Origin of the sequence: Corynebacterium sp. c24Ua_83, assembly GCF_039907245.1 — a bacterium.
Lineage (GTDB): Bacteria > Actinomycetota > Actinomycetes > Mycobacteriales > Mycobacteriaceae > Corynebacterium.
In genome coordinates, this window is the sequence record NZ_JASBOI010000010.1 from 1 (window position 1) to 23,487 (window position 23,487).

General features: G+C 64.1%; 21 protein-coding genes and 1 tRNA gene. 11 read left to right on the forward strand and 11 right to left on the reverse strand.

Annotated features, from left to right (window positions below; translation table 11 throughout):
- The coding region (locus tag QKE30_RS07280; RefSeq protein WP_347934488.1) for an HNH endonuclease at positions 1-972 on the reverse strand (972 nt) is incomplete at its 3' end.
- Positions 973-1,128: 156 nt separating this feature from the next.
- On the opposite strand from QKE30_RS07280, the gene QKE30_RS07285 reads away from it, so the two are divergent.
- Positions 1,129-1,923, forward strand: a complete 795-nt coding sequence (locus QKE30_RS07285) for an SDR family oxidoreductase (protein ID WP_347934489.1) — start codon at positions 1,129-1,131, stop codon at positions 1,921-1,923.
- Here the strand turns inward: QKE30_RS07285 and QKE30_RS07290 are convergent.
- The 3 genes from QKE30_RS07290 to QKE30_RS07300 all read right to left on the reverse strand — a co-directional run bounded on the left by QKE30_RS07290 (position 1,898) and on the right by QKE30_RS07300 (position 6,159).
- Positions 1,898-3,175 (reverse strand): amidase family protein, encoded by a 1,278-nt coding sequence (locus QKE30_RS07290; protein ID WP_347934490.1) that lies wholly within the window; start codon positions 3,173-3,175, stop codon positions 1,898-1,900. The genes QKE30_RS07285 and QKE30_RS07290 overlap by 26 nt on opposite strands.
- Positions 3,162-4,841, reverse strand: a complete 1,680-nt coding sequence (locus QKE30_RS07295; RefSeq protein ID WP_347934491.1) for an FAD-binding dehydrogenase — start codon at positions 4,839-4,841, stop codon at positions 3,162-3,164. Before QKE30_RS07295 ends, QKE30_RS07290 begins: the two co-directional genes overlap by 14 nt.
- 85 nt (positions 4,842-4,926) lie before the next feature.
- Entirely contained in the window at positions 4,927-6,159 is a 1,233-nt protein-coding gene (locus QKE30_RS07300; RefSeq protein ID WP_347934492.1) for a class I SAM-dependent methyltransferase, read from the reverse strand.
- Positions 6,160-6,338: 179 nt separating this feature from the next.
- On the opposite strand from QKE30_RS07300, the gene QKE30_RS07305 reads away from it, so the two are divergent.
- Positions 6,339-7,754, forward strand: coding sequence for an NAD(P)/FAD-dependent oxidoreductase (locus tag QKE30_RS07305; protein ID WP_035004008.1), 1,416 nt, complete (start codon positions 6,339-6,341; stop codon positions 7,752-7,754).
- Here the strand turns inward: QKE30_RS07305 and QKE30_RS07310 are convergent.
- A complete protein-coding gene (locus QKE30_RS07310; protein ID WP_035004010.1) occupies positions 7,751-8,230 on the reverse strand; it encodes a PaaI family thioesterase in 480 nt (159 codons plus the stop codon). The genes QKE30_RS07305 and QKE30_RS07310 overlap by 4 nt on opposite strands.
- 44 nt (positions 8,231-8,274) lie before the next feature.
- Here QKE30_RS07310 and gndA point away from each other — a divergent pair, with 44 nt between their 5' ends.
- The 6 genes from gndA to QKE30_RS07340 are packed head-to-tail and all read left to right on the forward strand — an operon-like array spanning position 8,275 to position 14,660.
- Entirely contained in the window at positions 8,275-9,720 is a 1,446-nt protein-coding gene (gene gndA / locus QKE30_RS07315; RefSeq protein ID WP_049050005.1) for an NADP-dependent phosphogluconate dehydrogenase, read from the forward strand.
- A complete protein-coding gene (locus QKE30_RS07320; RefSeq protein ID WP_049050006.1) occupies positions 9,721-10,869 on the forward strand; it encodes a DEAD/DEAH box helicase in 1,149 nt (382 codons plus the stop codon).
- A gap of 16 nt (positions 10,870-10,885) precedes the next feature.
- The gene (locus tag QKE30_RS07325; RefSeq protein WP_347934493.1) at positions 10,886-12,256 is read left to right on the forward strand and encodes a hemolysin family protein; all 1,371 of its coding nucleotides are present in this window, start codon (positions 10,886-10,888) and stop codon (positions 12,254-12,256) included.
- Positions 12,256-13,299, forward strand: coding sequence for a hemolysin family protein (locus tag QKE30_RS07330; RefSeq protein ID WP_347934494.1), 1,044 nt, complete (start codon positions 12,256-12,258; stop codon positions 13,297-13,299). Before QKE30_RS07325 ends, QKE30_RS07330 begins: the two co-directional genes overlap by 1 nt.
- Positions 13,292-14,131 (forward strand): 3-methyladenine DNA glycosylase, encoded by an 840-nt coding sequence (locus tag QKE30_RS07335; RefSeq protein WP_347934495.1) that lies wholly within the window; start codon positions 13,292-13,294, stop codon positions 14,129-14,131. Before QKE30_RS07330 ends, QKE30_RS07335 begins: the two co-directional genes overlap by 8 nt.
- A 25-nt stretch (positions 14,132-14,156) precedes the next feature.
- A complete protein-coding gene (locus QKE30_RS07340; protein ID WP_035004023.1) occupies positions 14,157-14,660 on the forward strand; it encodes a hypothetical protein in 504 nt (167 codons plus the stop codon).
- On the opposite strand, the gene QKE30_RS07345 is transcribed toward QKE30_RS07340, so the two are convergent.
- The 5 genes from QKE30_RS07345 to secA2 form a co-directional block, all read right to left on the reverse strand.
- Positions 14,657-15,169, reverse strand: coding sequence for a MerR family transcriptional regulator (locus QKE30_RS07345; RefSeq protein WP_005294601.1), 513 nt, complete (start codon positions 15,167-15,169; stop codon positions 14,657-14,659). The two genes, QKE30_RS07340 and QKE30_RS07345, sit on opposite strands and share 4 nt — an antisense overlap.
- A gap of 124 nt (positions 15,170-15,293) precedes the next feature.
- Positions 15,294-15,881 (reverse strand): hypothetical protein, encoded by a 588-nt coding sequence (locus QKE30_RS07350; RefSeq protein WP_049050013.1) that lies wholly within the window; start codon positions 15,879-15,881, stop codon positions 15,294-15,296.
- The gene (locus QKE30_RS07355; protein WP_035004027.1) at positions 15,874-16,611 is read right to left on the reverse strand and encodes a MerR family transcriptional regulator; all 738 of its coding nucleotides are present in this window, start codon (positions 16,609-16,611) and stop codon (positions 15,874-15,876) included. Before QKE30_RS07355 ends, QKE30_RS07350 begins: the two co-directional genes overlap by 8 nt.
- A gap of 6 nt (positions 16,612-16,617) precedes the next feature.
- Complete coding sequence (gene odhI / locus QKE30_RS07360) at positions 16,618-17,052, reverse strand: oxoglutarate dehydrogenase inhibitor Odhl (RefSeq protein WP_034987504.1); 435 nt, start codon at positions 17,050-17,052, stop codon at positions 16,618-16,620.
- A 71-nt stretch (positions 17,053-17,123) separates the two neighbouring features.
- Positions 17,124-19,439, reverse strand: coding sequence for an accessory Sec system translocase SecA2 (gene secA2 / locus QKE30_RS07365; RefSeq protein ID WP_347934496.1), 2,316 nt, complete (start codon positions 19,437-19,439; stop codon positions 17,124-17,126).
- A gap of 72 nt (positions 19,440-19,511) precedes the next feature.
- Here secA2 and QKE30_RS07370 point away from each other — a divergent pair, with 72 nt between their 5' ends.
- The 3 genes from QKE30_RS07370 (at position 19,512) to QKE30_RS07380 (ending at position 20,913) form a co-directional block, all read left to right on the forward strand.
- Positions 19,512-20,261, forward strand: a complete 750-nt coding sequence (locus QKE30_RS07370) for an alpha/beta hydrolase (protein ID WP_347934497.1) — start codon at positions 19,512-19,514, stop codon at positions 20,259-20,261.
- Positions 20,262-20,266: 5 nt separating this feature from the next.
- On the forward strand, positions 20,267-20,770 hold the full coding sequence (gene rraA, locus QKE30_RS07375) for a ribonuclease E activity regulator RraA (RefSeq protein ID WP_049050018.1): 504 nt from the start codon (positions 20,267-20,269) through the stop codon (positions 20,768-20,770).
- 69 nt (positions 20,771-20,839) lie between these two features.
- Positions 20,840-20,913 (forward strand) — tRNA-Pro (locus QKE30_RS07380).
- A 19-nt stretch (positions 20,914-20,932) separates the two neighbouring features.
- On the opposite strand, the gene QKE30_RS07385 is transcribed toward QKE30_RS07380, so the two are convergent.
- Entirely contained in the window at positions 20,933-23,080 is a 2,148-nt protein-coding gene (locus QKE30_RS07385; protein ID WP_347934498.1) for an N-6 DNA methylase, read from the reverse strand.
- Between the last annotated feature and the right edge of the window lie 407 nt (positions 23,081-23,487).

The following is a 23,487-nucleotide window of genomic DNA, read 5'->3' on the forward strand; positions in this document are numbered from 1 at the left end:
CGAGGTCGGCCCACCGTCGGCGTGGCGGTGCACATGGTCGATGTCGCATGTGTACCCCGGCGCATCGCAGCCCGGAAAACGGCAGTGCCCATCGCGCCCTATTACTGACGCCCGCAGCAACTCCGTCGGCTGGTACCCCTCCGTCGCGGTGTAACCGGGGGCAGCCAGGTGGGTGACTTTCGCGAGCCACTCGCAACTAGCGGCCTCGGACAGCCAGTGATCCTCGGCGAAGACTCCGCGGGGCTGCGGGCCGACGGCCTTGTACAGGTTCAAGGTGACGTCGGTGGTGATGTTCTGCTCGAGCATCACCAGGAAAGCCTCCCCCATGGAGCATCCGCGCTTCAGGGAGGCCGCCTTCACCGCCTTGTGCAGCTCCACGCCGCGCAGGCGCGGCACTGTGAGGGTGAACGCGGTGGTCTCGTACTGGCTGCGGTCGATCACCAATTCGGGCGAATTCGTGTCCATGGGCGGAGTGTCGTCCAGCGGAACCGCTAGCTTGTCCCGATCCCCCACAATCGCCTTGACCTTGTTGTAGGCCGCCCGTGGGGTGGGAACCTGCTGGTTCGGCACGGTGGGCTTAAGGGCCTTCAGAATCTCCTGTTCCACCTCGGCGCGCTTGTCCGGGGCTACGGCCTCGACAGCCTCGGTGACCTGCTGGATATGACGAATAGTGAAAGCTCCGCTGCGGAACAGCTGGTGGAGTTGTGGGAAGGCTTGGAGCATCAGCCCAGCGTCGGCATAGTTGGCCGCCACTACCTTGCTGATGCCGAAGCGCACCGCGAGCTTGGAGACATGATCGGGAACGAGGTCGTCCGGTGCCGGAGTAGACTGCTCGACCATGGCGAGGTGGGTCAGATTGAGGGCACGGGACGTCGCCGTTAACGGGTCGTTGGAACGCGCAAGCCGGTAGTAAGGCTCTGCGGTATCGGGCGGCGGTTCGGTGGTGTTTGTGGTGAGTGTTGTGGTGTTCATACGATCCCCTTCGTGAACTGACACCAGTTTAGAACATACAATCGACCACAGTCAAGGTTTTTGGCTATTTAAATGCAAAGACTCAATCTCTACTAGAACGTTTGACCTAATGTTCATTCTCCACCCAAGCCCCAGATTTCGTGTAAAAATGACACCATGAGCACTTTGGATCTCTCCCAAGAAACCGTCCTCATCACAGGCGCCAGCTCGGGCCTCGGCAAGGAGTTCGCCACCCAACTGGCAGCCAAGGGCGCAAACCTCGTACTGGTCGCGCGCCGCCAGGATCGGCTGAATAAGATTGCGGCGGAGATTAAGAGGCGTCATAAAGTAAAGGTCGAGGTAATAGCCAAAGACCTATCCGAGCACGGCGTGGCCGGCGAGATCTCGTGGGAGCTTTCGACGCGCGGGATTACGGTGACCTCGCTGATCAACAACGCGGGCTTCGCCAACTACGAGTCCTTTACCGACGTCCCGACCGACCGCCTTCGCGCGGAGATCGCGGTTAACGTGCACGCGCTGGTGGAGCTGACGCACATGTTCCTGCCGCGGTTCGAGGAGCGCGGGAATGGATTCATTCTGAATGTGGCGTCTATCGCGGGGTTCCAGCCCTCCCCCGGCATGGTCGTTTACGGCGCGACGAAGTCGTTTGTTCTGTCGTTTACGGAGGGTCTGTACGCCGAGCGGAAGGGCTCCGGCGTGCGGATCATGGCGCTGTGCCCCGGGCCGACGGAGACCGAGTTCTTCCGGGTGGCGGGCAGCGACCGCGCCGACGGAGGCCTGAAGCGCATGAGCAGCCACGACGTTGTGGCCGATGGAATCGAATCCTTGCTACGCAAGTCCCCGCCGCCGTCTGTGGTCTCAGGCACCTTCAACAAGGTGCTAATGAGCGTGTCGCAGCGCATGCCACGTCGCGCCATGACGGAGATTATGGCGCGGATGATGAAGCGCTAGCTAGATCCAGCAGAAGGCGCTCGTCGCGAGCCACCAATTGCACGCCGACGGGCAGGCCATCGCTTCCTCTACCTGCGGGAATACTCATCGCGGGGTGTCCGGAAACATTCCACAGAGCAGTGTAAGCCACCGATGGCAGACTAGCGATCTGTGCAGCCAGCATGCCCTTGCCCGACAGCACACCGGCGCGCGCCGGGCGGGAAGCGACAGTCGGGGTCAGCAGCACGTCAATGTCGTCGAACACTCGATCCAGCTGCTCCCCCAGCCGATCTGAGAATCCTTCGGCCCAGCGCAGCACCGGACCTTGGGCCCACACACCTGCCGCGCGGGTGACCTTGTGGCGCCTTTCGATGCGGTCGGGATACTCCAGCTTTGCAATCTCCTTGCGAATCCCTGCGAAAAACTGAGTGACGAACGCCGCCGTCGGATCCTTATGCCGCAGCCTGTAGTCGCGCACCTCGTGGCCCATTCCGCGCAGCCGCTCAGCTATCGCGTGCACAGCACGGACATGGTCACGATGCGGTGGGGTTAGCGGCGTTGAGGGTTGCAAGCTCACGCCGATTCTTATTGACGCCCCCTCGGTTTCGGTAGCGACGGAGTCAGATAGGGCGTCAAAAAGAAGGGCGCAGTCGCGTGCAGAACGGGCGATGGGACCGGCGGTACCGAGACGGCACCACAGGTCCTCCCCCGGCAGTGTGCCGCGAGCGGGCTTTAGTCCATAGAGGCCACAGTGCGCGGAGGGAATCCGGATGGACCCGCCACCATCGCCGCCGACGGCGAAAGGCACCCAACCAGCGGCAACGGCGACGGCGGAGCCTCCGGAGGAACCGCCCGGAGTGTAGCTCGTATTGTGCGGGTTGCGGGTGATACCGCGGGCCTCGGACTCGGTGAAGGGGAACGCGCCAAAGGCAGGCATAGTGGTTTTGCCCAGAATGATCGCGCCCGCGTTACGCAAGCGACGAACGATTTCGTCGTCGGTGGCGGCGGGCGTGGGGTTCGCATTAGTGCCGTAGGTTGTGGGCACTCCGCGAACGTCGACTTCCTCTTTGATGAGCACCGGTACACCGTGCAGTGGGCCAGGGTCGGTACTGGAGTCGAGCTCGGCGGCGGCTTCCAAAGCCTCGTCGTCCAGGAGAACCGAGATGGCATTGAAGTGCCGGTCCTGAGCGCGGATACGGCGGAGGGCCTTCTCAATGAGCGGCACGGCGCCGCACTCAAGTGCCTCGGCGCGCCATTCGTTAGAGCTGAGCAATAGTCGCCTTCAGGTTCTCGCCGACGCGCTTGCCGGAGTGGATGCAGCCGCCGAGGAAGGTGCCCTCGAGGGCGTTCTTGCCGTGCATGCCGCCACCGCCGAAGCCGGCAACCTCGCCGGCGGCGTAGAGGCCGGGCAGGACCGAGCCGTCGGTGCGCAGGCAGCGGCCGGAAAGGTCGGTCTCGATGCCGCCGAGGGTTTTGCGGGTCAGAACGTGCAGCTTGACGGCGATCAGCGGCCCCTTCGACTCGTCGAGCAGGCGGTGCGGGGCAGCGCAGCGGACGATCTTGTCGCCCAGGTATCCGCGGGCGGTGCGGATGTAGTTGATCTGCGCGTCCTTGCTGAAGTTGTTGTCCACCTGCGAATCGCGGTCCTCGATGATGCGACGCAGGTCGTGGACGTCGAGGGCGGGGGCATCGTCGTCGGCGATGGCGTTCATGCCCTCGACCAGGGAGCCCAGGTCGTCGGCGACCACCCAGTCCTCGCCGTGGTCCATGAATGCCTTCACGGCGGGGTGCGTGCCGGGGCCGACCTTGGAGAGCAGGTTCTTGACCTTCTTGATAGTCAGATCCGGGTTCTGCTCGGAGCCGGAGAAGATGAACTCCTTGTCGGCAATCGTCTTGTTCAGGATGAACCAGGAGTAGCTGTGGCCCGTGGTGCCGAGGTGCTTCATGGTGGCAATCGTGTCGCCACCTGGGATGATGTTGCTGGGGAAACGCTTGCCGGTCGCGTCGAGCCACAGGGAGGACGGGCCAGGGATGATGCGGATACCGTCGCCGGGCCAAATGGAGTTCCAGTTCTTCATGCCCTCGGTGTAGGCCCACATGCGGTCGGTGTTCACCAGGTTCGCGCCGGCGGTTTCGGAGATCTGGATCATGCGGCCATCGACGTGGGCGGGCACGCCGGTGACCATGTCGTTCGGCACCGGGCCCCACTGGTCGGTCGGCCACGCGCGACGCACCAGGTCGAGGTTGCCGCCGATGCCGCCGGAAGTCACGACGACGGCACGCGCGCGCAGCTCGAACTCCCCTACGGTCTTTCTAGATGACGCCACGCCGCGGTCCAGATCGCTCGGTTCCAGCACGCTGCCGCGCACGCCGACGACGGCGTCATTTTCTACGATCAGCTCGTCGACCTGGTGGCGGAAGCGGAACTCGACCTTGCCTTCCGCCTCCGCGGCCTCGATGGGCTCGCGGAAGACGCGCACGACCTCCGGGCCAGTGCCCCAGGTTAGGTGGAAGCGGGGCACAGAGTTGCCGTGGCCGCTGGCGTCTCCGGAACCGCGCTCGGCCCAGCCGACGGTGGGCAGCACGTTGAGGCCGAGGGCCTTGAGGTAGTCGCGCTTTTCAGTGGCTGCGAAGCGGACGTACTCGCGGCCCCAGCGGCGCGGCCAGTAGTCGTTCTGGGAATCGTCGAACTGCGCGGAGTTCTCCCAGTCGCGCCAGGCGAGCTCCTCGGAGTCTTTGACCCCCATCAGCTTCTGCTCGGGGCTTCCCACGTAGAACAGGCCACCGAGCGACCAGAATGCCTGTCCGCCAAGGTTGTTGCGGTTTTCCTGGTCCAGGATCAGGACCTTCAGACCCGACTTCTGCGCCTCGTAGGCGGCGACGAGGCCGGCCAGGCCGGCGCCAACGATGATGACATCGGGGTTCGTGGGAGTAGTCACGGAAAGAGTTCCTCTCGGGAGTTATACGCGAATAGTTATTATTACGCTAAAACTATCCGGCGAGCCCCGTGGGGAAATCGCAAAACTACTTCGGGGCGAGGACGAATTGGACGCACCCGATGTCCTCGGCGGCGGCAAGCGCCTCGTGTAGGGCCAGCTGGTAATCCCAGAGGTGGCGGAACACCGGGTCAAAGCCGGCGGCCGCGGCCTGGCGCTCGCGGGAGAGGAAGTTCGCACGCCACAGTGGCAACGTTGCGCGCAGGTGGGCGCTGAGGTTGTTCTCCGCGACGACGGTGAGCTGGGTGTGCTCGGCCGCGGCCTCGCGGACCTGCTGGACGGTGGGGTACTCCAGGGCGGGCCAGACGTAGGCACGCATGACGTCCAGGGATTCGCGGGCGGTCTCACGCATCTCGTCGGTGGCGATGATCGACTGGATCACGGCCAGCCCGTCGTCGGAGAGCATGCGGTCGACGGCCTTGAGGTAGTGGCTCAAACCCCCGAGCCCCAGGGTCTCCATGCGCTCGACGGAGAAGATGGCCTCGTAGCGGCCGGACCACTGGCGCGGGGAGGGCACCGGCCCGGCGATGACCTCCACGTTCACTGCTCCCCCGACCCCGGCGGTGTGGACGCGGGCGCGTACGGCGTCCGCGTGGTCCTCGTCGCTGGTCAGAACGTCCACACGGGCGCCGCGCTTGGCGGCCTGCACTGCCAGCTGGCCGCCGGAGGAGGGCATCTCCAGCACGCGGTCGCCGGGTCCGACCTCGGCCTCGTCGAGCATGGTGGTGATGCGGCGGCGCTGCGCGTCGTCCAGGTCAAGGCGCTCCACTGGGTCCGGCTCGCCGAACCAGGTGAAGTCGATGCCGTCCTCGTGCGCGCTCGTGCGGGAGGCGCTACTGAACTGGGCGGCGCCCGTGGCGCGGGTGGCGCCGGCGTAGAGCTCCACGAGGGCCTCCGGCAGCTCCCCCGGAGCCGGACCGCGGCGCTTCGGAGTCCGGCGGGCGAAGAACTCCCCGAACTTCCCCTCGAAGGGCTGATCCATCAAGGCTCCAAGAACCTCCGGGAGCGGTTCGGCGGACCACTCCCCGGCCATGTAGCCTTCCGCCAAGCCCAACCAGCCCTCGGCGACCACCCGATCGATCACCTGGCCGTCCCGAACGACCATGTGCGGCACCGAGCCGGCGTCCAAAGCAATTCCGTGAGAAGAAAGTAGCGCTTCCATGCGCGTGGTGACGGCCTCGGCCCGGCGGCCCATAAAACGAGATTGCGGGGCGGCAACCAGGCGCGGCCAGCGTTCCTCGTCGATGTACGGAGACGTCATCATGCCTTCCTTTTGCGCTGTAACTCCCCCCGAAGTTACTAGGAAAACAACTTTTGGCTTCCTAGGCGCAACCGAAAGCGCCCGAATTTTTCAGATCCGGGGGATCTCGGTGTGAAGCGCACGCCTGAAACAATTAAGATGGTGCCGGATTACAACCATCATTGAGGAGAAGCAACTAGATGACCAGCACATCAAACCGCCACCACGTCGTAATCATCGGCGCGGGCTTCGGCGGACTGTTTGCGGCGAAGAAGTTTAAAAACGAGAACGTCCAGGTCACAATCGTCGACCGGACGAACCACCACCTGTTCCAGCCGCTGCTTTACCAGGTTGCGACCGGCATCCTCTCCGAGGGCGAGATCGCCCCGTCCATCCGCCAGATCCTGGCGGACCAGGACAACGTCCGCGTGGTCAAGGGCGAGGTCCGCAACGTGGACATCAACGAGCAGACCGTCACCGCCGACCTGGGCGGCACCGATGCCGTACTGAAGTACGACTCGCTGATCCTGGCGGCCGGCGCCGGCCAGTCCTACTTCGGCAACGAACAGTTCGCAGAGTTCGCGCCGGGTATGAAGACCGTCGACGACGCGCTGGAGATCCGCGCCCGTGTGACCGGCGCCTTCGAGCGCGCCGAGATCACCACCGACCCGGAGGCCCGCGAGCGCCTGCTGACCTTCGTGGTCGTCGGCGCCGGCCCGACCGGCGTGGAGCTGGCCGGCCAGCTGGCCGAGATGTCCCACCGCACCCTGCGCGACGAGTTCCGCGAGATCGACACTGAGGACACCCGCATCCTGCTGATCGACGGTGGCTCGCAGGTGCTGGCGCCGTTCGGCAAGCGCCTGGGCCGCAAGGCTGCCCGCCGCCTGGAGGACCTGGGCGTGGAGGTCATCCTCAACTCCCTGGTCACCGACGTGTCCAAGGAGGGCGTGCGCTACAAGGACATGAAGACCGAGGAGGAGCACTTCGTGCCCTCCTACGCCAAGATCTGGTCCGCTGGTGTGGCCGCTTCTCCGCTGGGCAAGCACGTGGCAGAGCAGGCTGGCATCGAGGTCGACCGCGCGGGTCGCGTGCCGGTGAACGACGACCTGACCCTGGGCGAGCACCGCAACATCTTCATCGTGGGCGACATGATGAGCAAGGACCGTCTGCCGGGCGTGGCTCAGGTGGCGATGCAGGGCGGCCAGTACGCGGCAAGCACCATCCTGGATGAGGTCAACAACGGCACCGCCCCCGAAGGCCGCGTTCCGTTTAGCTACTTCGACAAGGGCTCCATGGCCATCGTCTCCCGCTTCAACGCGGTCGTGAAGATGAACAAGGCCGAGGTCTCCGGCTTCTTCGGCTGGGTCATGTGGCTGGTGCTGCACCTGCTGTACATGGTGGGCTTCCGCAACCGTGCGGTCGCGGCCTTCAGCTGGGGCCTGAACTCCGTGTCCCGCCGCCGCTGGCAGCTGGTGGCCACCCGCCAGCAGCTGCACGCGCGCAACGCGATCCGCAAGCTGCGCGACCTGGAGGACAAGGAAGGCATCCGCTCCATCGAGGTTCGCGACAACCTGCGCTTCGGCGAGGGTCGCGACACCCGCGCAGTATCCGACTAGGCCTTCGGCATATCCGGCACTACCTGCGTCTTGAGGAAGGTCAAGGCGCAGGTCTTGCCGGTTTTTTCGTTCTTGTGCTCCACGCGGAACAGGTGCGTGGTGCGCCCGACATGCTCCGCCTGGACGGTGGAGACGATGACGTCGCCCTTGACGGACGGGCGCAGGAAGTGCGTCTGGTTGGAGGTGCCCACGACTGCCGGACCGGCGCCCGCGGCGACGAAGCTGGCCATGGAGCCGGCGGTCTCCCCCAGGCTGGCGTACACGCCGCCGTTGGTCACGCCCCAGGGCTGTAGGTGATCCTCGGTGATCTCGAGTGCCAGCTGCATCTTGTCCGGGCCGACGGCGCGGTACTGCACGCCGAGGGTGCGGTCGAGAGTGGGGTGCTTGGCCAGTAGTTCGTTGAGGGTGGCGATCTCCTGCTCGGTGAGTTCGCGCTCGGTGGCAACACGACTTAGTTCAATGAAAATATTGGACATGCGCCTAAGCCTAACCAACCCATCGCCCTGTAAGATGTAAAACCATGACTACTGCTGAAGGAACCGCCCAGATTGGTGTTGTTGGACTGGCCGTGATGGGCTCCAACATCGCCCGGAACTTTGCCAACAACGGTCACACCGTGGCCGTCTACAACCGCACCACCGCGAAGACCGACAAGTTCATGGAGGACTTCGGCGAGACCGGCAACTTCGTTCCCTCGGAGACGATCGCCGATTTCGTTAAGTCGCTGGAGCGGCCCCGTCGCGCCCTGATCATGGTGCAGGCAGGTGCTGGTACTGACGCCGTTATTTCCCAGCTCGCCGCGGAAATGGACGAAGGCGACATCATCATCGACGGCGGTAATGCCCTGTACACCGACACGATCCGCCGCGAGGCCGAGATGTCCGAGCGCGGCCTGAACTTTGTCGGCGCCGGCATCTCCGGCGGTGAGGAAGGCGCGCTGAACGGCCCGGCGATTATGCCCGGTGGCCCGGCGGAATCCTGGGAGGCCCTGGGGCCGCTGCTGGAATCCGTGGCGGCGAAGGTCGACGGCACCCCGTGTGTGACGCACATCGGCCCCGACGGCGCGGGACACTTCGTGAAGATGGTGCACAACGGCATCGAGTACGCCGACATGCAGGTCATCGGCGAGGCCTACCAGCTGCTGCGCTACGGCGCGGGCATGGAGCCGGCGGAGATCGCAGAGGTGTTCAAGACGTGGAACGAGGGCGACCTGGATTCCTACCTGATCGAGATCACCGCCGAGGTACTCTCTCAGACCGACGAGAAGACCGGTAAGCCGCTGATCGACGTCATCGTGGACTCCGCGGGCCAGAAAGGCACCGGCCGCTGGACCGTGAAGGCGGCCCTGGACCTGGGCATTCCGACCACCGGCATCGGCGAGGCCGTGTTCGCCCGCGCGCTGTCGGGCGCCCGCGAGCAGCGCGACGCCACCATCGGCAACCTGCCTAGCGGCGAGCTGTCCACCCTGGACGTGCCGAAGGAAGAGTTCATCGAGGATGTCCGCCGCGCGCTCTACGCCTCCAAGCTGGTGGCATACGCGCAGGGCTTCGACGAGATCAAGGCTGGCTCCGAGGAACACAAGTGGGGCGTGGACCCCCGCGACCTGGCCACCATCTGGCGTGGCGGCTGCATCATCCGCGCGAAGTTCCTGAACCGCATCCGCGAGGCCTACGACGCGAACGCGGAGCTGCCCTCCCTGCTACTGGACCCGTACTTCAAGGGTGAGCTGGGCGGCCTAATCGACTCCTGGCGCCGCGTGGTCATCCTGGCTACCCAGCTGGGCCAGCCGGTGCCGGTGTTCGCCTCTTCCCTGTCCTACTACGACTCGCTGCGCGCCGAGCGCCTGCCGGCGGCTCTGATTCAGGGCCAGCGCGACTACTTCGGCGCCCACACCTACCGCCGCACCGACCGCGAGGGCTCCTTCCACACCCTCTGGTCCGGGGACCGTAGCGAGGTTGAAGCGTAATTGTCCCGATCAGAGTTCGGAAAGCTCGGGTTGGATGACTGCATCACCAAGGAGCTTTCCGCCGAGGGAATAACCAAACCCTTCCCCATTCAAGCGGCCGCCATCCCCGCGGCCGTCGAGGGGCGGGATGTTCTCGGCCGCGGACCGACAGGTTCCGGCAAGACATTCACGTTCGGGCTGCCGATGATTCAGTTGCTGAGGCGGGGGGCGTCAAAACCAAAAAAGCCGCGTGGCGTGGTGCTGGTACCGACCAGAGAGCTGGCGACACAGGTGCGCTCGCGGCTGGATCCGATTGCGAACGCGGCCGGTCAGCGACTGCTTGAGGTCGTCGGCGGGGTGAAGATTCAGCGGAACATTACGGCGCTGGCCCGGCCCGTGGACATTCTGGTGGCCACGCCGGGACGCGCCCTGGATTTGCTGGGTCAAGGCATGCTGGACTTTTCCGACGTGAAGGTCGTAGCCATCGACGAGGCCGACCAGATGGCCGACATGGGCTTCTTGCCACAGGTGACCAAACTGCTGGATCGCATGCCGAAGCAGGCGCAGCACCTGCTGTTTTCCGCCACGCTGGACGGCGACGTACAGGTGCTGGTGGATAAGTACATGCGCGAACCCGTGACGCACTCCACCGGCGAGGCCACCGCCAGCGTAGACACGATGCGCCACCTGCTGGGCGTGGTGGAAAGCCGCGAGGAGCGCAACGAGCTGGTCGTGGCCATTGGAAAGCTGCGGAAGCGTACTGTAATGTTCATGCGCACCAAGTACGCCGTGGACCGGCAGGTAAAGAAGCTGGTGCGCGCGGGAGTGCCCGCCGTGGGGATTCACGGTAATAAGGGGCAGAACACCCGCCAAGCGGCGTTGGATGGCTTTACCGAAGGCAAGAATACCGTGCTGGTGGCCACCGACATTGCCGCCCGCGGGATCGACGTGAAGGACGTGGAGCTGGTCGTGCACATCGACCCTCCGGCCGAGCACAAGGCGTATGTCCACCGGGCCGGGCGCACCGCCCGCGCCGGAGCAAGCGGCACAGTGGTGACGCTGTCCTTCGCGGACCAGCAAGCTGACACCGAGAAAATGATGGCCAAGGCCGGGGTGCACCCAACCGTGCTGCCGGGCGCCAAATTGGTCGCCGAGCTGAAAAAGATTTAGGAGTCGGAATACTCAAGTGGACATAGTTCTTTCCCTAGTCGGGCTAGTCCTGTTTGTGCTGCTAACGGCCGCTACCGGCCTGTTCGTGGCTGTGGAATTCGCGATGACGGGGCTGGAACGCTCCACCATTGACGAGCACGCCCGCACCAAGGGCGACGGCACGGCGAAGCTGGTGCAAAAGGCGCACGGGCAGCTCTCCTTTCTGCTTTCCGGCGCGCAGCTGGGCATTACGATCACCACCCTGGCCACGGGTTATCTGGCGGAGCCGATCCTGGCGAAGTTCTTCGACCCGGTGCTGGAAGCTGCGGGGTTAAGCGAGGCCGCCGCCATGCCGATCGCCCTGGTGCTGTCGCTGATTGTGGCGACGGTGCTGTCGATGGTGTTCGGCGAGCTGGTGCCGAAGAACCTGGCAATCACCCACCCCATCGAGGTGGCCCGCGCTACGATCCGCCCGGCGTGGACCTTCAACGTGGTGCTGAAGTGGTTCATCAACGGGATGAACTCCATGGCCAACGCGGTTGTGCGGAAGTTGGGCATTGAGCCGGCGGACGAGTTGGCGTCCGCACGATCGGCCGAGGAGCTCTCGGCGCTGGTGAGAAACTCGACGGGCAGCGGTGGGTTCACCGAGTCTAAGGCGCGGATTCTGGATCTGTCGCTGCGGTTTAGTGACGCCTCAGCGGAGGATGTGATGACACCCCGGTCGACCGTCGAATCTCTGACTGTCGAGGAGACCGCGCAGGATCTGATCGAGCTGGCGCTGGAAACCGGGCACTCGCGCTTCCCCGTGACCCGTGGGGACCTGGACGAGACCGTGGGCGTGGTGCACGTGAAGGATGCACTGACCATCCCCCACGACTCGCGCCCCACCACCACTTTGAACAAGCTGATGAAGAACGTCCCCTCCGTGCCGGATTCTTTGAGCGGCGATGACGTGCTGAATCAGGTGCGGGCCGCGGGCTCGCAGCTGGTGATGGTCGTGGACGAGTACGGCGGCACCGCCGGAATCGTGACGATCGAGGACGTGGTCGAGGAGATCCTCGGCGAGGTGTGGGACGAGCACGACGACGTGGAAGAGGACAAGGAAGTCCGCAAGACGGGCACCCACTGGGAGGTTTCCGGCCTGGTGCGCACCGACGAGCTGCCGGACGCCGTGGGCTACACCGCGCCAGAGGGCGACTACGATACGCTCGGCGGGTTGATCATGGCCACGCTGGGGCGCATCCCCGCCGAGGGGGACGAGGTGTTGCTGCCCGTCGGCGACAACGAGATGATGGAGAGCTTCGAAACGGGCATGTCCGGACGCTGGCGGGCCACCGTCAAGGAGATGGATAACCGGCGCGTGGACAAGGTGCTGCTGCAACCGCTGACCAAGGAGGAGGCAAAATAATGAGTGACATTTGGGCCATCGTCTTTGCCGTCTTCCTGCTGGCGCTCAACGCCTTCTTCGTGGCGGTGGAGTTCGCGCTGATTTCCTCGCGCAGGGATCGCCTGGATTCCATGATCGCCGCGGGCAACAAGCGCGCCAAGCGGGTGCTTTACGCCAGCGAGCACCTGTCGATCATGCTGGCGGGCGCGCAGTTCGGCATTACGATCGCCTCGCTGCTGCTGGGTAAGGTCGGCGAGCCCGCGATTGCGCACCTCATCGAGGCGCCGTTCGAGGCACTGGGGCTGCCACCGGAGATGCTGCACCCGGTGAGCTTTGCGATTGCCCTGCTGGTAGTGACGATGCTGCACATCATCCTGGGTGAGATGGTGCCGAAGAACATCGCCCTGGCCGGCCCGGAAACCGTGGCGACGTTCGTGGTGCCACTGCACCTGTTGTTCGTAAAGATCACGAACCCGATCATGCAGCTGCTGAACTGGATCGCGCGCCACACGCTCAAGCTGATGGGCGTGGAGCAGAAGGACGAGCTGGATTCCACCGTCTCCCCTGCCGAGCTGGCCAGCATGATCCAGGATTCCCGCTCCGAAGGGCTGATCGCCCCGGAGGAGGCCAACCGTCTGGACAAGGCTTTGAGCTCCTCGCGCCGCACGCTGGACGAGGTGCTGATCCCCGCGGCCGACGTGCACTGCATCCGACAGGATGGCCCACGGATGAAGGTAGCGGCCGTGGAGAAGGCGGTGCAGGAGACGGGCTACTCCCGCTTCCCCGTCACCGATACCAAGGGCAAGTGGATCGGGTACGTCCACGTCAAGGATGTGCTGGACAACCTGGTGGAGCCCGACGGCCAGCTGGATACCACGGACATCCGCCCGCTGCTGGAGGTCAAGACGGGTTCCAGCTTAGACGTAGCGATGCGCAACATGCGCCGTACCTCCAGCCACATCGCCGCCGTGGTGGATGCGGATGGGCAGATCATCGGCATGATCACGCTGGAGGACATCATCGAGGAGCTCGTCGGCACCGTCCGCGACTGGACCCATGACTGAGGTACTGCACAACTGGCGCGATAGGCAAGCCGCCCACCGGGAGCGCGTGCAGCGCCTCACCGAGGGGCACCGCAGGCGCCGCGCGGAGGGTGAAAGGCACCCGGTGTGGGATTTCATGTTCACCTACTACCCCACTACCCCTGGGAAGCTGAGCCACTGGCATCCGGGCGTCAATAAGGGTGTGGTGTGGGATGGCGACGGCGACCTGCCGCAGTACAAGGACCACTACGTGCGCCGCGGCGACGTGTGGACCCTCGATGCGGAACGGTTTATGGCCGCGCGAGGCAAGACGGTGCGCTATATCGCTCGGCTGTTGGACGCCACGTACCGGCATCCGCCCGTGCTCGGCTGCTTTGGGTTGCACGAGTGGGCGATGGTCTACAAGGATGCGCCCCGCCACCCCGAGCCTTTGCGGCTGGGCGCGGCCGGTACCGACGAGGTGGTGGAAGCGTCGCAGTTGAAGTGCACGCACTTTGACGCTTATCGCTTTTTTACGGACGCCGCCGCGCCCCGCAATGCCCACACCCCAACACGCGACTCGCAGCCCCAGCTGGAGCAGCCGGGGTGCCTACACGCCACCATGGATCTATACAAGTGGGCCACGAAGCTGGGGCCGCTGATCCCCGGCGAGCTGTGGCTGGACTGCTTCGAGCTGGCGTGCGACGTGCGCCGGCTGGACATGGAGGCTTCGCCCTATGACCTGCGCGAATGGGGTTTCGAGCCGGTGCGGATCGAGACCCCGGCGGGACGGGCGGAGTACGTGGCCCGGCAAAAGGGGCTGATGGAGCGCGGACAGGGGCTGCGCAAGCGGCTACTGGCCTACACTGGGTAGAAAACTACTGGGAGGAAGAAGAATCGTGGCACGTCACGCAAGCGGAAAGCAGAACTATCGGGTTGCCGGATGGGTCTGGGCAGCGCTCGCGGCCGTGATCGTGGTGGCGCTCCTAGTGGCCGGGTGGGTGGCGCTGGCGCGGAATAACCAGGACGACTTGGCCGCGCCGGAATGCCCGCAGGGGGAATTCGTGGTTCAGGTGTGGGCTGCGAATGAGGCGGAGTTGAAGGATGCAGTGCAGGAGTTCAACGATGCGAACGAGGTGGAGCTGGACCACTGCCTAAAGGCGGAGGTTGTGCGTAAGCCGGACGCGGAGGCGATTAAGGCTTACAAGGCGTGGGGTGAGGGCGGCCAGCCGGGCGCAGAGCTGTGGAAGCCAGCGGATCGGCAGATGGCCGATGAGGCGCTGGCGGTCTCCAAGGTGGAGGTCGCAGAAGAGAATGGTGGAGTGTTGGCCCCGCAGCTTCAGGATGGTCCCCTGCCGGAGCTGAACCAGCGGGCGCGGGGAGCTTTTCTGAGGCAGCTTTAGGCCATACGGCGACGGCGGCGCTCGGCCAGCTCGTCGATGGCAGCGTCCTGCACGACCTTCTCGGAGGGGAAGGCGGTGATGGTGCCGGTCAGTTCCTTCATCAGGCCCGGAACGGCAATGCCGAATACGCCCTGGCCGCCGTTGAGGAGATCGATGACTTCCTCGGAGGAGCGGCACTCGTAGACGGTGTGGCCGTCGGAGACGAGGGTGATGCCGGCGAGGTCGTCGACGCCCAGGTTCTCCAGCTTTTCCACGGCCTTGCGGATGTTCTGCAGGGAAATGCCGGTATCCAGCAGGCCTTTCACGATCTTCAGCACCAGGATGTCGCGGAAGGAGTACAGGCGCTGGGAGCCGGAGCCGGCGGCATTACGGATGCTGGGCTGAACCAGCTTGGTGCGGGCCCAGTAGTCCAGCTGACGGTAGGTAATGCCGGCGACTTGGCAGGCGATCGGCACGCGGTAGCCGACCTCGTCGTCGGGGCCATGGACGTCGAAAAGGGCATCCTGCATGAAACACTCCTGGTGTAATTTCAATTCTCTTCTAAAGATTAGACCGGTTTGCGGCACAGTCAACCGCTAGCCGAACATTACTTTAACACGAGTCACAAAAATCACACGTGTAACAACAGGCGTGTCATTCCTTGAGCCAGTCGTCGAGATCGCTCGACAGTCCCAGGCCCTCCCACATTTGTTGGAAGTCGGAATCCGCGTTGTCGCTGGCGGTGAAGCCCATGTCCTCCGGGTTCCAATCCAGCAGGAAGTCCACCTGGTCGCCGTCTTCGTCCACCTGCTTGAGCTTCGCCTCGAGCTCGTCGACCCAGGCCGGGTTTACGCGGATGAGCGCGCTTTCCACTCCGGGCTCCACGCGCACATCGAAGATCACGCCCGCGTGCCACAAGGGTTCCAGGATGGAGGGGCGAATGTCGATGAAACGCTCGGACTCCCCTTCCTCCAGCACCAAACCGGCGGTCATCTGGCCGCGAGAGTTGGTGACGATGCGGGCAAACCACGGGTCGCGCGCCTCGTCGTGCTTCAGGATGTTCGCCAGCACCTCGGCATCCGTGGGGCGCCCGCCCAGATCCAACGTTGGCTCCACCCAGATCGGCAGGATGTGGGTGCGCTGGGGCGTCATAAAAATAAGACAGTCGGGCACGGGCGCGCCGCAACCGAGAGAGCTACCGACAGCGCGGCCGAGGAAGACGACTTCGGTGCCTTTAGCCAAGGTTGCCCTTCACCAGCGCGGTGTTGAGCGAAATGATCAGCGCGGACATCTCGCGGGCGGTCTCGGCGGAGCGCTGCTGGGCGTTCTCGTCGCGGCCGTGAGCCAGCGGGTCGGCGATGCGGGAAACCATGTCGAACTGGCGGTTCGCGATGGTCAACAGCGCCTTCAGGTGGCGGTTATCCAGGCCGTGGTCGGTCAGGTTCTGCGCGATCTGCACGATCTCGACGTCATCGACCGAGAAGAAACCGGCCGAGTCGGCGGAGATCAGCCCCATGCGGATCAGGGATCCGGTGAAAGAATCCTGCACGTTGGCGCGCGCCGTAACGTCCGCGCGGGTCAGGCGGCGGGACTGCGTGGCCCGCATCTGCTCCGGGGAGATCGCACCGGGGGCGGACTTGCGGGCGGCGGTCACGGGGGTGACCTTGCCGGAATCCATGGCCTCCAGACGTTCGCGGATAACCTTCAGCGGCAGGTAGTTATCCCTCTGGAGGGTCAAAATGTAGCGCAGCCTGGAAATATCCTCCGGGGAAAAGCGCCGGTAACCGCTCTGCGAACGGCGCGGGCTAACCAGACCTTCGGATTCCAGGAAGCGGATCTTCGAGACGGTGACGTCCGGGAAGTCCGGCTTCAGCTGCTTCAGCACATCGCCAATGGACGAAGTGGGAAGAACCCTTCCGGCTGGTGAGGAGGCAGGTGCAGGAGCGCTAGCGTGGCTTCTCTGTGCGCTCACTTTTCCTTAGGCTTCCTTCGAACCGTTCAGGAACACCAGGCGGAACTTGCCGATCTGGATCTCGTCGCCATTGGACAGAACGGAGGAGTTCTTCGGCTCGCGGTTCACGTAGGTGCCGTTCAGGGATCCGACGTCCACAACCTCGTACTGGTCGCCATTGCGGCGGAACTCAGCGTGGCGGCGGGAAACGGTGACGTCATCCAGGAAGATGTCGCTGTCCGGGTGGCGGCCAGCGGCGGTCGTGTCCTGGTCCAGCAGGAAGCGGGAGCCGGCGTTCGGGCCGCGCTTCACAACCAGCAGCGCAGAGCCCTCAGGAAGGCCCTCCACACCGGCGGGAGAGGCATCGTGCTGCGAGCCGGACTCCATCTCCTTTAGAAGGTCTGCACGAAAGACTGACGTGGTCTCGACAGATGCCTCAGGCACTCCGGTGTTATCGCTCATGGCTTTCAAGTCCTCTCATTCGAACTAATCGGTTCGGCTATAACAATACGTCTAACAATACCCTAAAGCAGCTAGCGGAACATCTGAACGATAGACCCCATCACAGATCCCCCGGAGGAGGATAGCGGGTTGTCGTTCACCATGTAAGTCCACGTAGCGCTGGGCTTGTGCAGGCCCAGCTCGCCCAGCTGGGCGCCCTCGGAAGTGATCTCTACCTCGTCAAACGTCTCGCGGGCCTTGTTGACGGCACGCTCGGCCAGCTCGCCGAAGGCGGCGATGGACATGCGGTGGAACTCGTCGATCGGCGATTCGCGGGCAATGGCGCGCAGGTGGATGGACTCGCGCACGTCATCCAGGTAAGCCAGGTGCTCCGACCACTCGTTATCCAGGTGGAACAGCATGATTTCGCGGGCGGCCTGCTCCAGCACTTCCTCGCTAATCCCCTGCTTCTTCAGCTCCGCGGCGCGGTCGACGTTGTGGTAGCTCAGGTCGTCCCAGGCCGCGGAGGTATCCAGCAGAGTGTCGCGGCGATCGTTGACGATGTCGCGCTGGTCCTTGATCATCTTGTTGTACTTCCAGGTGGTGGCGTGGATGTCCAGCATCTGGCCCTCGGTCACGCGCTGGCAGTGGTCCACGAACTGCTGGACCTTCTTCTGCGGCAGCAGGCCGTCGTCCTTGGGCTGGGCTTGCAGCTCCTCCCCTGCGCCGCCCACGGCGACCACGTCGTCTTCCAGGGAGACGAAGAACAGGGAGCTACCTGGATCGCCCTGACGGCCCGCGCGGCCGCGCAGCTGGTTATCCAATCGCTGGGAGCGGAAGCGGCCCACGCCCACGACGTGCAGGCCGCCGGTCTCCACGACCTCGTCGTGTTCGGCCTCGTCGGTGCCGCCTAGCTTGATGTCCGTACCGCGGCCGGCCATCTGCGTGGAGACGGTCACGCGGCCCGGGCGGCCGGCCTCGGCGACGACGGCCGCCTCGGCCTCGTGGTTCTTCGCGTTCAGCACGGAGCATTCCACGCCCGCGGAGAGCAGAGCCTCTGCCAGTTCCTCGGATTCCGCGACGTCCTGGGTGCCCACCAGCTGCGGCTGGCCGGTCTTCTGCACCTCGACGATGTGCTTGACCACCGCGTCGTTGCGCTCGGCGGCGGAGACATACACCCGGTCGGCTTCGTCGAAGCGGATGTTCGGCACGTTCGGCTCGATGACGGAGACCTGTAGGTTGTAGAACTGTCGCAGCTGATCGCCGGCTGCCAGGGCCGTACCGGTCATGCCGCAGACCTCGGGGTACATGCCGACCAGCGCCTGGATGGTGATCTGGTCGAGGATGCGCCCGCCGTCGGTGACGTCCAGCCCCTCCTTGGCCTCCACTGCGGCCTGCAGGCCGTCGGGCCAACGCTGCAGCTCGGCCACGCGGCCGCGGGAGCCGTCAATCAGAGCAACCTTGCCGTCGCGCACGATGTAGTGGACGTCGCGGATCAGCAGGTGCTCGGCGTGCAGGGCGACGTTCACCTGCACCAGCAGCTCGCCCTCGTCCTCGTAGAGGGACTCCACGCCCAGTTGCTTCTCCACGAATGCCGCGCCCTCGTCGGTGAGGAAGACGTTGCGGTGGTCCTCGGAGACGTGGAAGTGCTTGTCCTCCTCCATACGCTTGACCAGGTCGGTAATGCGGCCGGCGGGCGCCGGGCCGGGCTCAGAACCGGCGAGCACCAGCGGCACCAGGGCTTCGTCGACCATCACCGAATCGGCCTCATCGATCACGGCCACGTCCGCCGGGGTGCGCACCTGGTCGGCGCGGCGGGTGATCAGCTGGTCACGCAGGACGTCGAAGCCGAGCTCGTTGATGGCGCCGAAAATGACGTCGCGGGAGTAAATGTCGCGGCGCTGGTCCGCGGTGAGGTCCTCGTGGATCGCGCCGTGGGTCAGCCCGAAGAAGTCGAACATCGGACCCATCCAGTCGTTATCGCGCCCAGCCAGGTAGCTGTTGACCGTGATGACGTGAACGCGCTTGCCCTGCAAGGCGAAGCCGACGGCGGCCATCGCGCCGGCTAGGGTCTTGCCCTCACCGGTGGCCATCTCCACCACATCGCCGTGCAAAAGGCGGTAGGTGCCCTGCATCTGCACGTCGAAAGGCTCCATGTTCAGGGTGCGGCTTGCCGCTTCGCGCAGGATTGCCAGCAGCGCGGGAGCGTCGTCTACCTGCCCACCGAAGTGGTGGCCATCCTCGCTAGTGGATTGTTCGGTGACGACGTCCGAGGCGGCGTCACGAAGCTCCGCATCGCTTAGCCCCGAGTAGCGCGATGAGTCGGCCTGAGCGACCACGGCCCGGCTTTTCTTCTGATTCTTCTTCGGGGAAGATCCCATCGCCTTCCAGAACCAGTCAAATGCCATGAATGTGCCCTTCGAGTTTGAGGTGTAAGAATATGTAGACCACGTTAATCGACTTGAGGCGAGAGGCGATCCATGACCCGCACGATACGCTCCGTTCACGTGACCATTCCCACGGAAAGTGGCTGGCAGTTGGCGGGAACGGTGGATATGCCGCGGGATGTGAAGTTGGAGGATGCGCCCCGGCGGGCGGTCGTCGCGCACTGCTTTACGTGTACGCGCGGGGCGATTGGGGTGACGCGCATTTCCAAGGCTCTGGCACGGGCGGGCTATGCGAGCCTGCGATTCGATTTTGCCGGGCTGGGCGACTCGGGTGGCGAGTTCGAGGAGACCACGCTGGCGACGAATGTTTCCGACGTGCGCGCTGCCGCCGAGTGGTTCGGCGGGGCGGAGCTGTTGGTGGGACATTCGCTGGGAGGTACGGCGGTGCAGCGCGCGGCGGCAGACGTTGCCTCGGTGGAAAGCATCGTGACCGTCGGCACTCCTTTTGAGCTGCAGGAAACCGCGAAGCGCGCGCCGGAGATTATGCAGATGTTTGAGCGCCAGCGGGAGCTTTCTTTGGGACAGGCGCTGCTGGATGAGCTCGCCGCGGCCGATTCGGCCGACACTGTGGCCGCCGTTTCTTCTGGTGACGCCACGTCTCTGGTGCTGCACTCCCCCGATGACCTGGTGGTTCCCGTGGCGGAGGCGCATGCGATGCGGGCGGCGCTGCCTCGCGCAGACTGGGTGAGCCTGGAGGGGATGGATCACCTGCTGCAGCAAAGGGGATCCGGGCAGCGTGTGGGCGAATTGATCGCGGCGTGGGAGGGCTTGCGCCTAAAGTAGGTGGCATGGCTGAAGAGAAACTGACTTTTATTCCGACCGCCGACTTGGTGGACATCATTGGCAGCGACGTGCGCAGCTGCGATACGCAGTTCCGCGACCTGGGCGGCGTGGTGGAGTTCTGCGGGAAAATCACCACGGTGAAATGCTTCCAGGACAATGCGCTGCTGAAGAGCGTGCTGCAGGAGGAAAACCCGGGTGGCGTGCTGGTGATCGACGGCGATGCGTCGATGCACACTGCGCTGGTGGGCGACATCATTGCAGGCCTGGGCAAGGACCACGGCTGGGCCGGCGTGGTGATTAACGGGCCGATCCGCGATTCCAAGGTGATTGGCCAGATGGAATTCGGCTGCAAGGCGCTGGGCACCAACCCGCGCAAGTCCACGAAGACCGGCGAGGGCGAGCGCGACGTGACGGTGAGCTTCGGCGGCGTGGACTTTATCCCCGGCGAGTACATTTACTGCGATTCGGACGGCATCATCGTCAGCGATAAGGCCGTGCAGCCGGTCTAAGCAGGGGATTTCCTAACGGCGATGGGAGTGGGGTAACCTATCGCCGTTGCCCTTTTTGCAGGGCTTCGGCGGACTGTGGCGCAGCTTGGTAGCGCACTACACTGGGGGTGTAGGGGTCGCAGGTTCAAATCCTGTCAGTCCGACAAATTTCGGCACTAAGGACTATTCGTCCAACTTCCCCATCTCCTTGGCAGCAGCCATCAGCTCTGCCAGGACTCCAATCACGCCGTGCAACACGTCTCGGTCGCTAGAGAGTAACGCGTCGCGCTGCTTACGCTCAGCGATTCCAGAGAAGATTGCCTTTGTTGCCTCTCCTTGGAATCTCTTAGAGCGCTTCAACTGATCCTTGTTATTGGTTCGGCCCAGCTTGCGGGCTTCCGGCTGCTTGGAAAGCGTGCCCCAGGCGGCAACGATCATCTGCGCCGTCTGACCGGAGGTGACGTCCACACCAGCCATCGAGAAGATGTCGTTGACCTTTTCGACGGCCTCGTCGAACGCAGTGCGCAGCGGCGTGCTGTCCCCACCCAAAGTGACGTCGAACTTAGGCATCTTCAGGGGTTCTCCCCCTCCGTCGCTCAACGAACGGTCGACCTCGGTTTCGTTCTGAATGATCGCAACGCCCGCCAGCGATAGCCCGGTGATGAAATCCTCATCCTCGTCGCGCTCCGAGAGGTGGAGGTTGCGTTCCAGGACGGCGGCGAGCATGGCGCGCTTGGAGACTTCTGCGTCGGCGTATGCGACGATCTGGGAGAGGAATTCGTAGGCGTGGCGGTACTTCTCCGCATTGGATTTGAAGTCGCACGCCGCGGAACGCCCATCCTTGCCGGAATCGCGTCGAACTTGCCAGCGCTGGATGATCGGTGCGACGGCACCGCGCAAAGCCTCCGAATCAGAGCCAGCCATGTAAACCTGGGCGACTTGTTCCATTTCCTCCGGGGTATAGAACCCGGAGGTGTCGAGCTCCTCGCCGAGAGTGTGCAGCGCATTCGGGTCAATATCGGTATCGATCGAGGCGCCGACGTAGTAACGCTTGAAGTCCTTAACGATCATGTCTGGGTCGTTGGCGAAGTCCACCACCATCGGGGTGGGCTTGTTCTCGTGGATGCGGTTGAGCCGTGACAGCGTCTGCACGGTGGTGACGCCGCAGAGTTGCTTATCGACGTACATCGCGCACAGTCGGGGCTCGTTAAAGCCGGTCTGGAACTTGTTCGCGACGATGATGACGCGGTAGTCCTGCTCGTCGTCCTTGAAGGCGCGCTCGACGTCGGCGAAGGCGACCAGGGAGCGGAAGTCGTAGCCCTTGGACTTTTCGTCCGATACTCCCACGGCCTCAAGCACCACGTCGATTATGCCGGCTAGTATCTTCACGCCACGCTTCTTGGCCGCAGCCTTCAAAGCCTCCGGCAGGTCGTTGAACCTCATGTCAGCCACGTTCGCTTGCTCAGACACGGTGTATTTGTGCTCTAGCACCCGTGCCACGGCCTCAAGGGTGACTGCCACACGCAGGCGCTTCTGCTTGGTGACCTTCATGTCGCGGAAGCCCAGGTCCGCTGGGGTGAGCACCTTCGAGATCTCGGTGTCCTCGAAGGCGGCGTACTCTTCGAGCACGCGCTTACGGTCGGGCTCCTTCATCTCCCGGCGCTTCTCCCCCAGCCCCTTATCCGGCACCGACCAGCACTCGGAGGCATCGATCAGCTGGACGAAGCCCTTACGGTGCTCCTCCTTGTTCGTGTCCAAGATCCACACATAGGTAGAGATCCCCGTGCCGTAGAACATATTCGTCGGCAGCTGGATGATCGCGTCCACCAGGTCGCTTTCCAGCAGCCAGGCGCGGATCTTATCCGGCCCCGATCCCGGCGCACCGGTAAACAGCGGCGAGCCATTGGACACCACCGCCCCACGACCGCCCGCACCATTGGGGCCTGCGGGCATGAGCTTCGAAGCGACATGGGCCAGGAAAAGCATTTGGCCATCGTCCTTGCCCGGCAGGCCGTGGCTGAACCGGGAACCCGGCACCTTGGCCTGCTCCTTCACCGACTGCTGCTGCACCTCCCAGTCCATGCCGAACGGAGGGTTGGAGAGGATGTACTCGAACTGCTCGCCCTCGTAGAGGTCGGTGAGCAACGTATCGCCGTGGCGGATGGCATCCGGCTCACCACCCTGGATCAGCAGATCGGCCTTACCGATGGCGTAACCAGTGGACATAAGTTCTTGGCCAGCCAGAACTACCTCGATGTCTGGGTTGAGCTCCTTGAGGGCACGCGCGGCAACGAGCAGCCCGCCACCGGTGCCTGCTGTCGGGTCGCACAACCGGTCACGATGGATACAAGACCCCAGTGCGGAGTGGCGCTATCGGATAGCGTCATTACCGGCTATGAACTGGGAATTCGTCCCAGTGCTACCGTTTGGAGATTAGCTTGCTGAGCCGCTAAGTGTCCGGCACGCCGCTACTCCGGCTGGCGTCCGTAGAGGGGTGAACCAGTCGGGATTTCGCGCGCAGTAGTGAAGATGCCTACGTAGCACCTTCCACAGACTGAAATGTATCGAGAGGCCTGCACATGACATCCATGCCGGATCGCGGTGGTTTATTGCTTTGCGACGCCCACCACCTCCCCGCAGGAGCGTGCCCACGGGGCCTCCGCCGTCGACTTCCACGTCAGCATCAGCCGCCACGACAGCGATCACGCCATCGCCATCACGATTGCCAGTGCGGTTCT

Coding starts and splice junctions, on each gene's coding strand:
- secA2 (WP_347934496.1), bottom strand. CDS start 19,439: ATGGCATTTGACTGGTTCTGGAAGGCGATGGGATCTTCCCCGAAGAAG.
- QKE30_RS07330 (WP_347934494.1), top strand. CDS start 12,256: ATGAGTGACATTTGGGCCATCGTCTTTGCCGTCTTCCTGCTGGCGCTC.
- QKE30_RS07335 (WP_347934495.1), top strand. CDS start 13,292: ATGACTGAGGTACTGCACAACTGGCGCGATAGGCAAGCCGCCCACCGG.
- QKE30_RS07310 (WP_035004010.1), bottom strand. CDS start 8,230: ATGTCCAATATTTTCATTGAACTAAGTCGTGTTGCCACCGAGCGCGAA.
- gndA (WP_049050005.1), top strand. CDS start 8,275: ATGACTACTGCTGAAGGAACCGCCCAGATTGGTGTTGTTGGACTGGCC.
- QKE30_RS07305 (WP_035004008.1), top strand. CDS start 6,339: ATGACCAGCACATCAAACCGCCACCACGTCGTAATCATCGGCGCGGGC.
- QKE30_RS07345 (WP_005294601.1), bottom strand. CDS start 15,169: ATGCAGGATGCCCTTTTCGACGTCCATGGCCCCGACGACGAGGTCGGC.
- QKE30_RS07300 (WP_347934492.1), bottom strand. CDS start 6,159: ATGACGTCTCCGTACATCGACGAGGAACGCTGGCCGCGCCTGGTTGCC.
- rraA (WP_049050018.1), top strand. CDS start 20,267: ATGGCTGAAGAGAAACTGACTTTTATTCCGACCGCCGACTTGGTGGAC.
- odhI (WP_034987504.1), bottom strand. CDS start 17,052: ATGAGCGATAACACCGGAGTGCCTGAGGCATCTGTCGAGACCACGTCA.
- QKE30_RS07285 (WP_347934489.1), top strand. CDS start 1,129: ATGAGCACTTTGGATCTCTCCCAAGAAACCGTCCTCATCACAGGCGCC.
- QKE30_RS07370 (WP_347934497.1), top strand. CDS start 19,512: ATGACCCGCACGATACGCTCCGTTCACGTGACCATTCCCACGGAAAGT.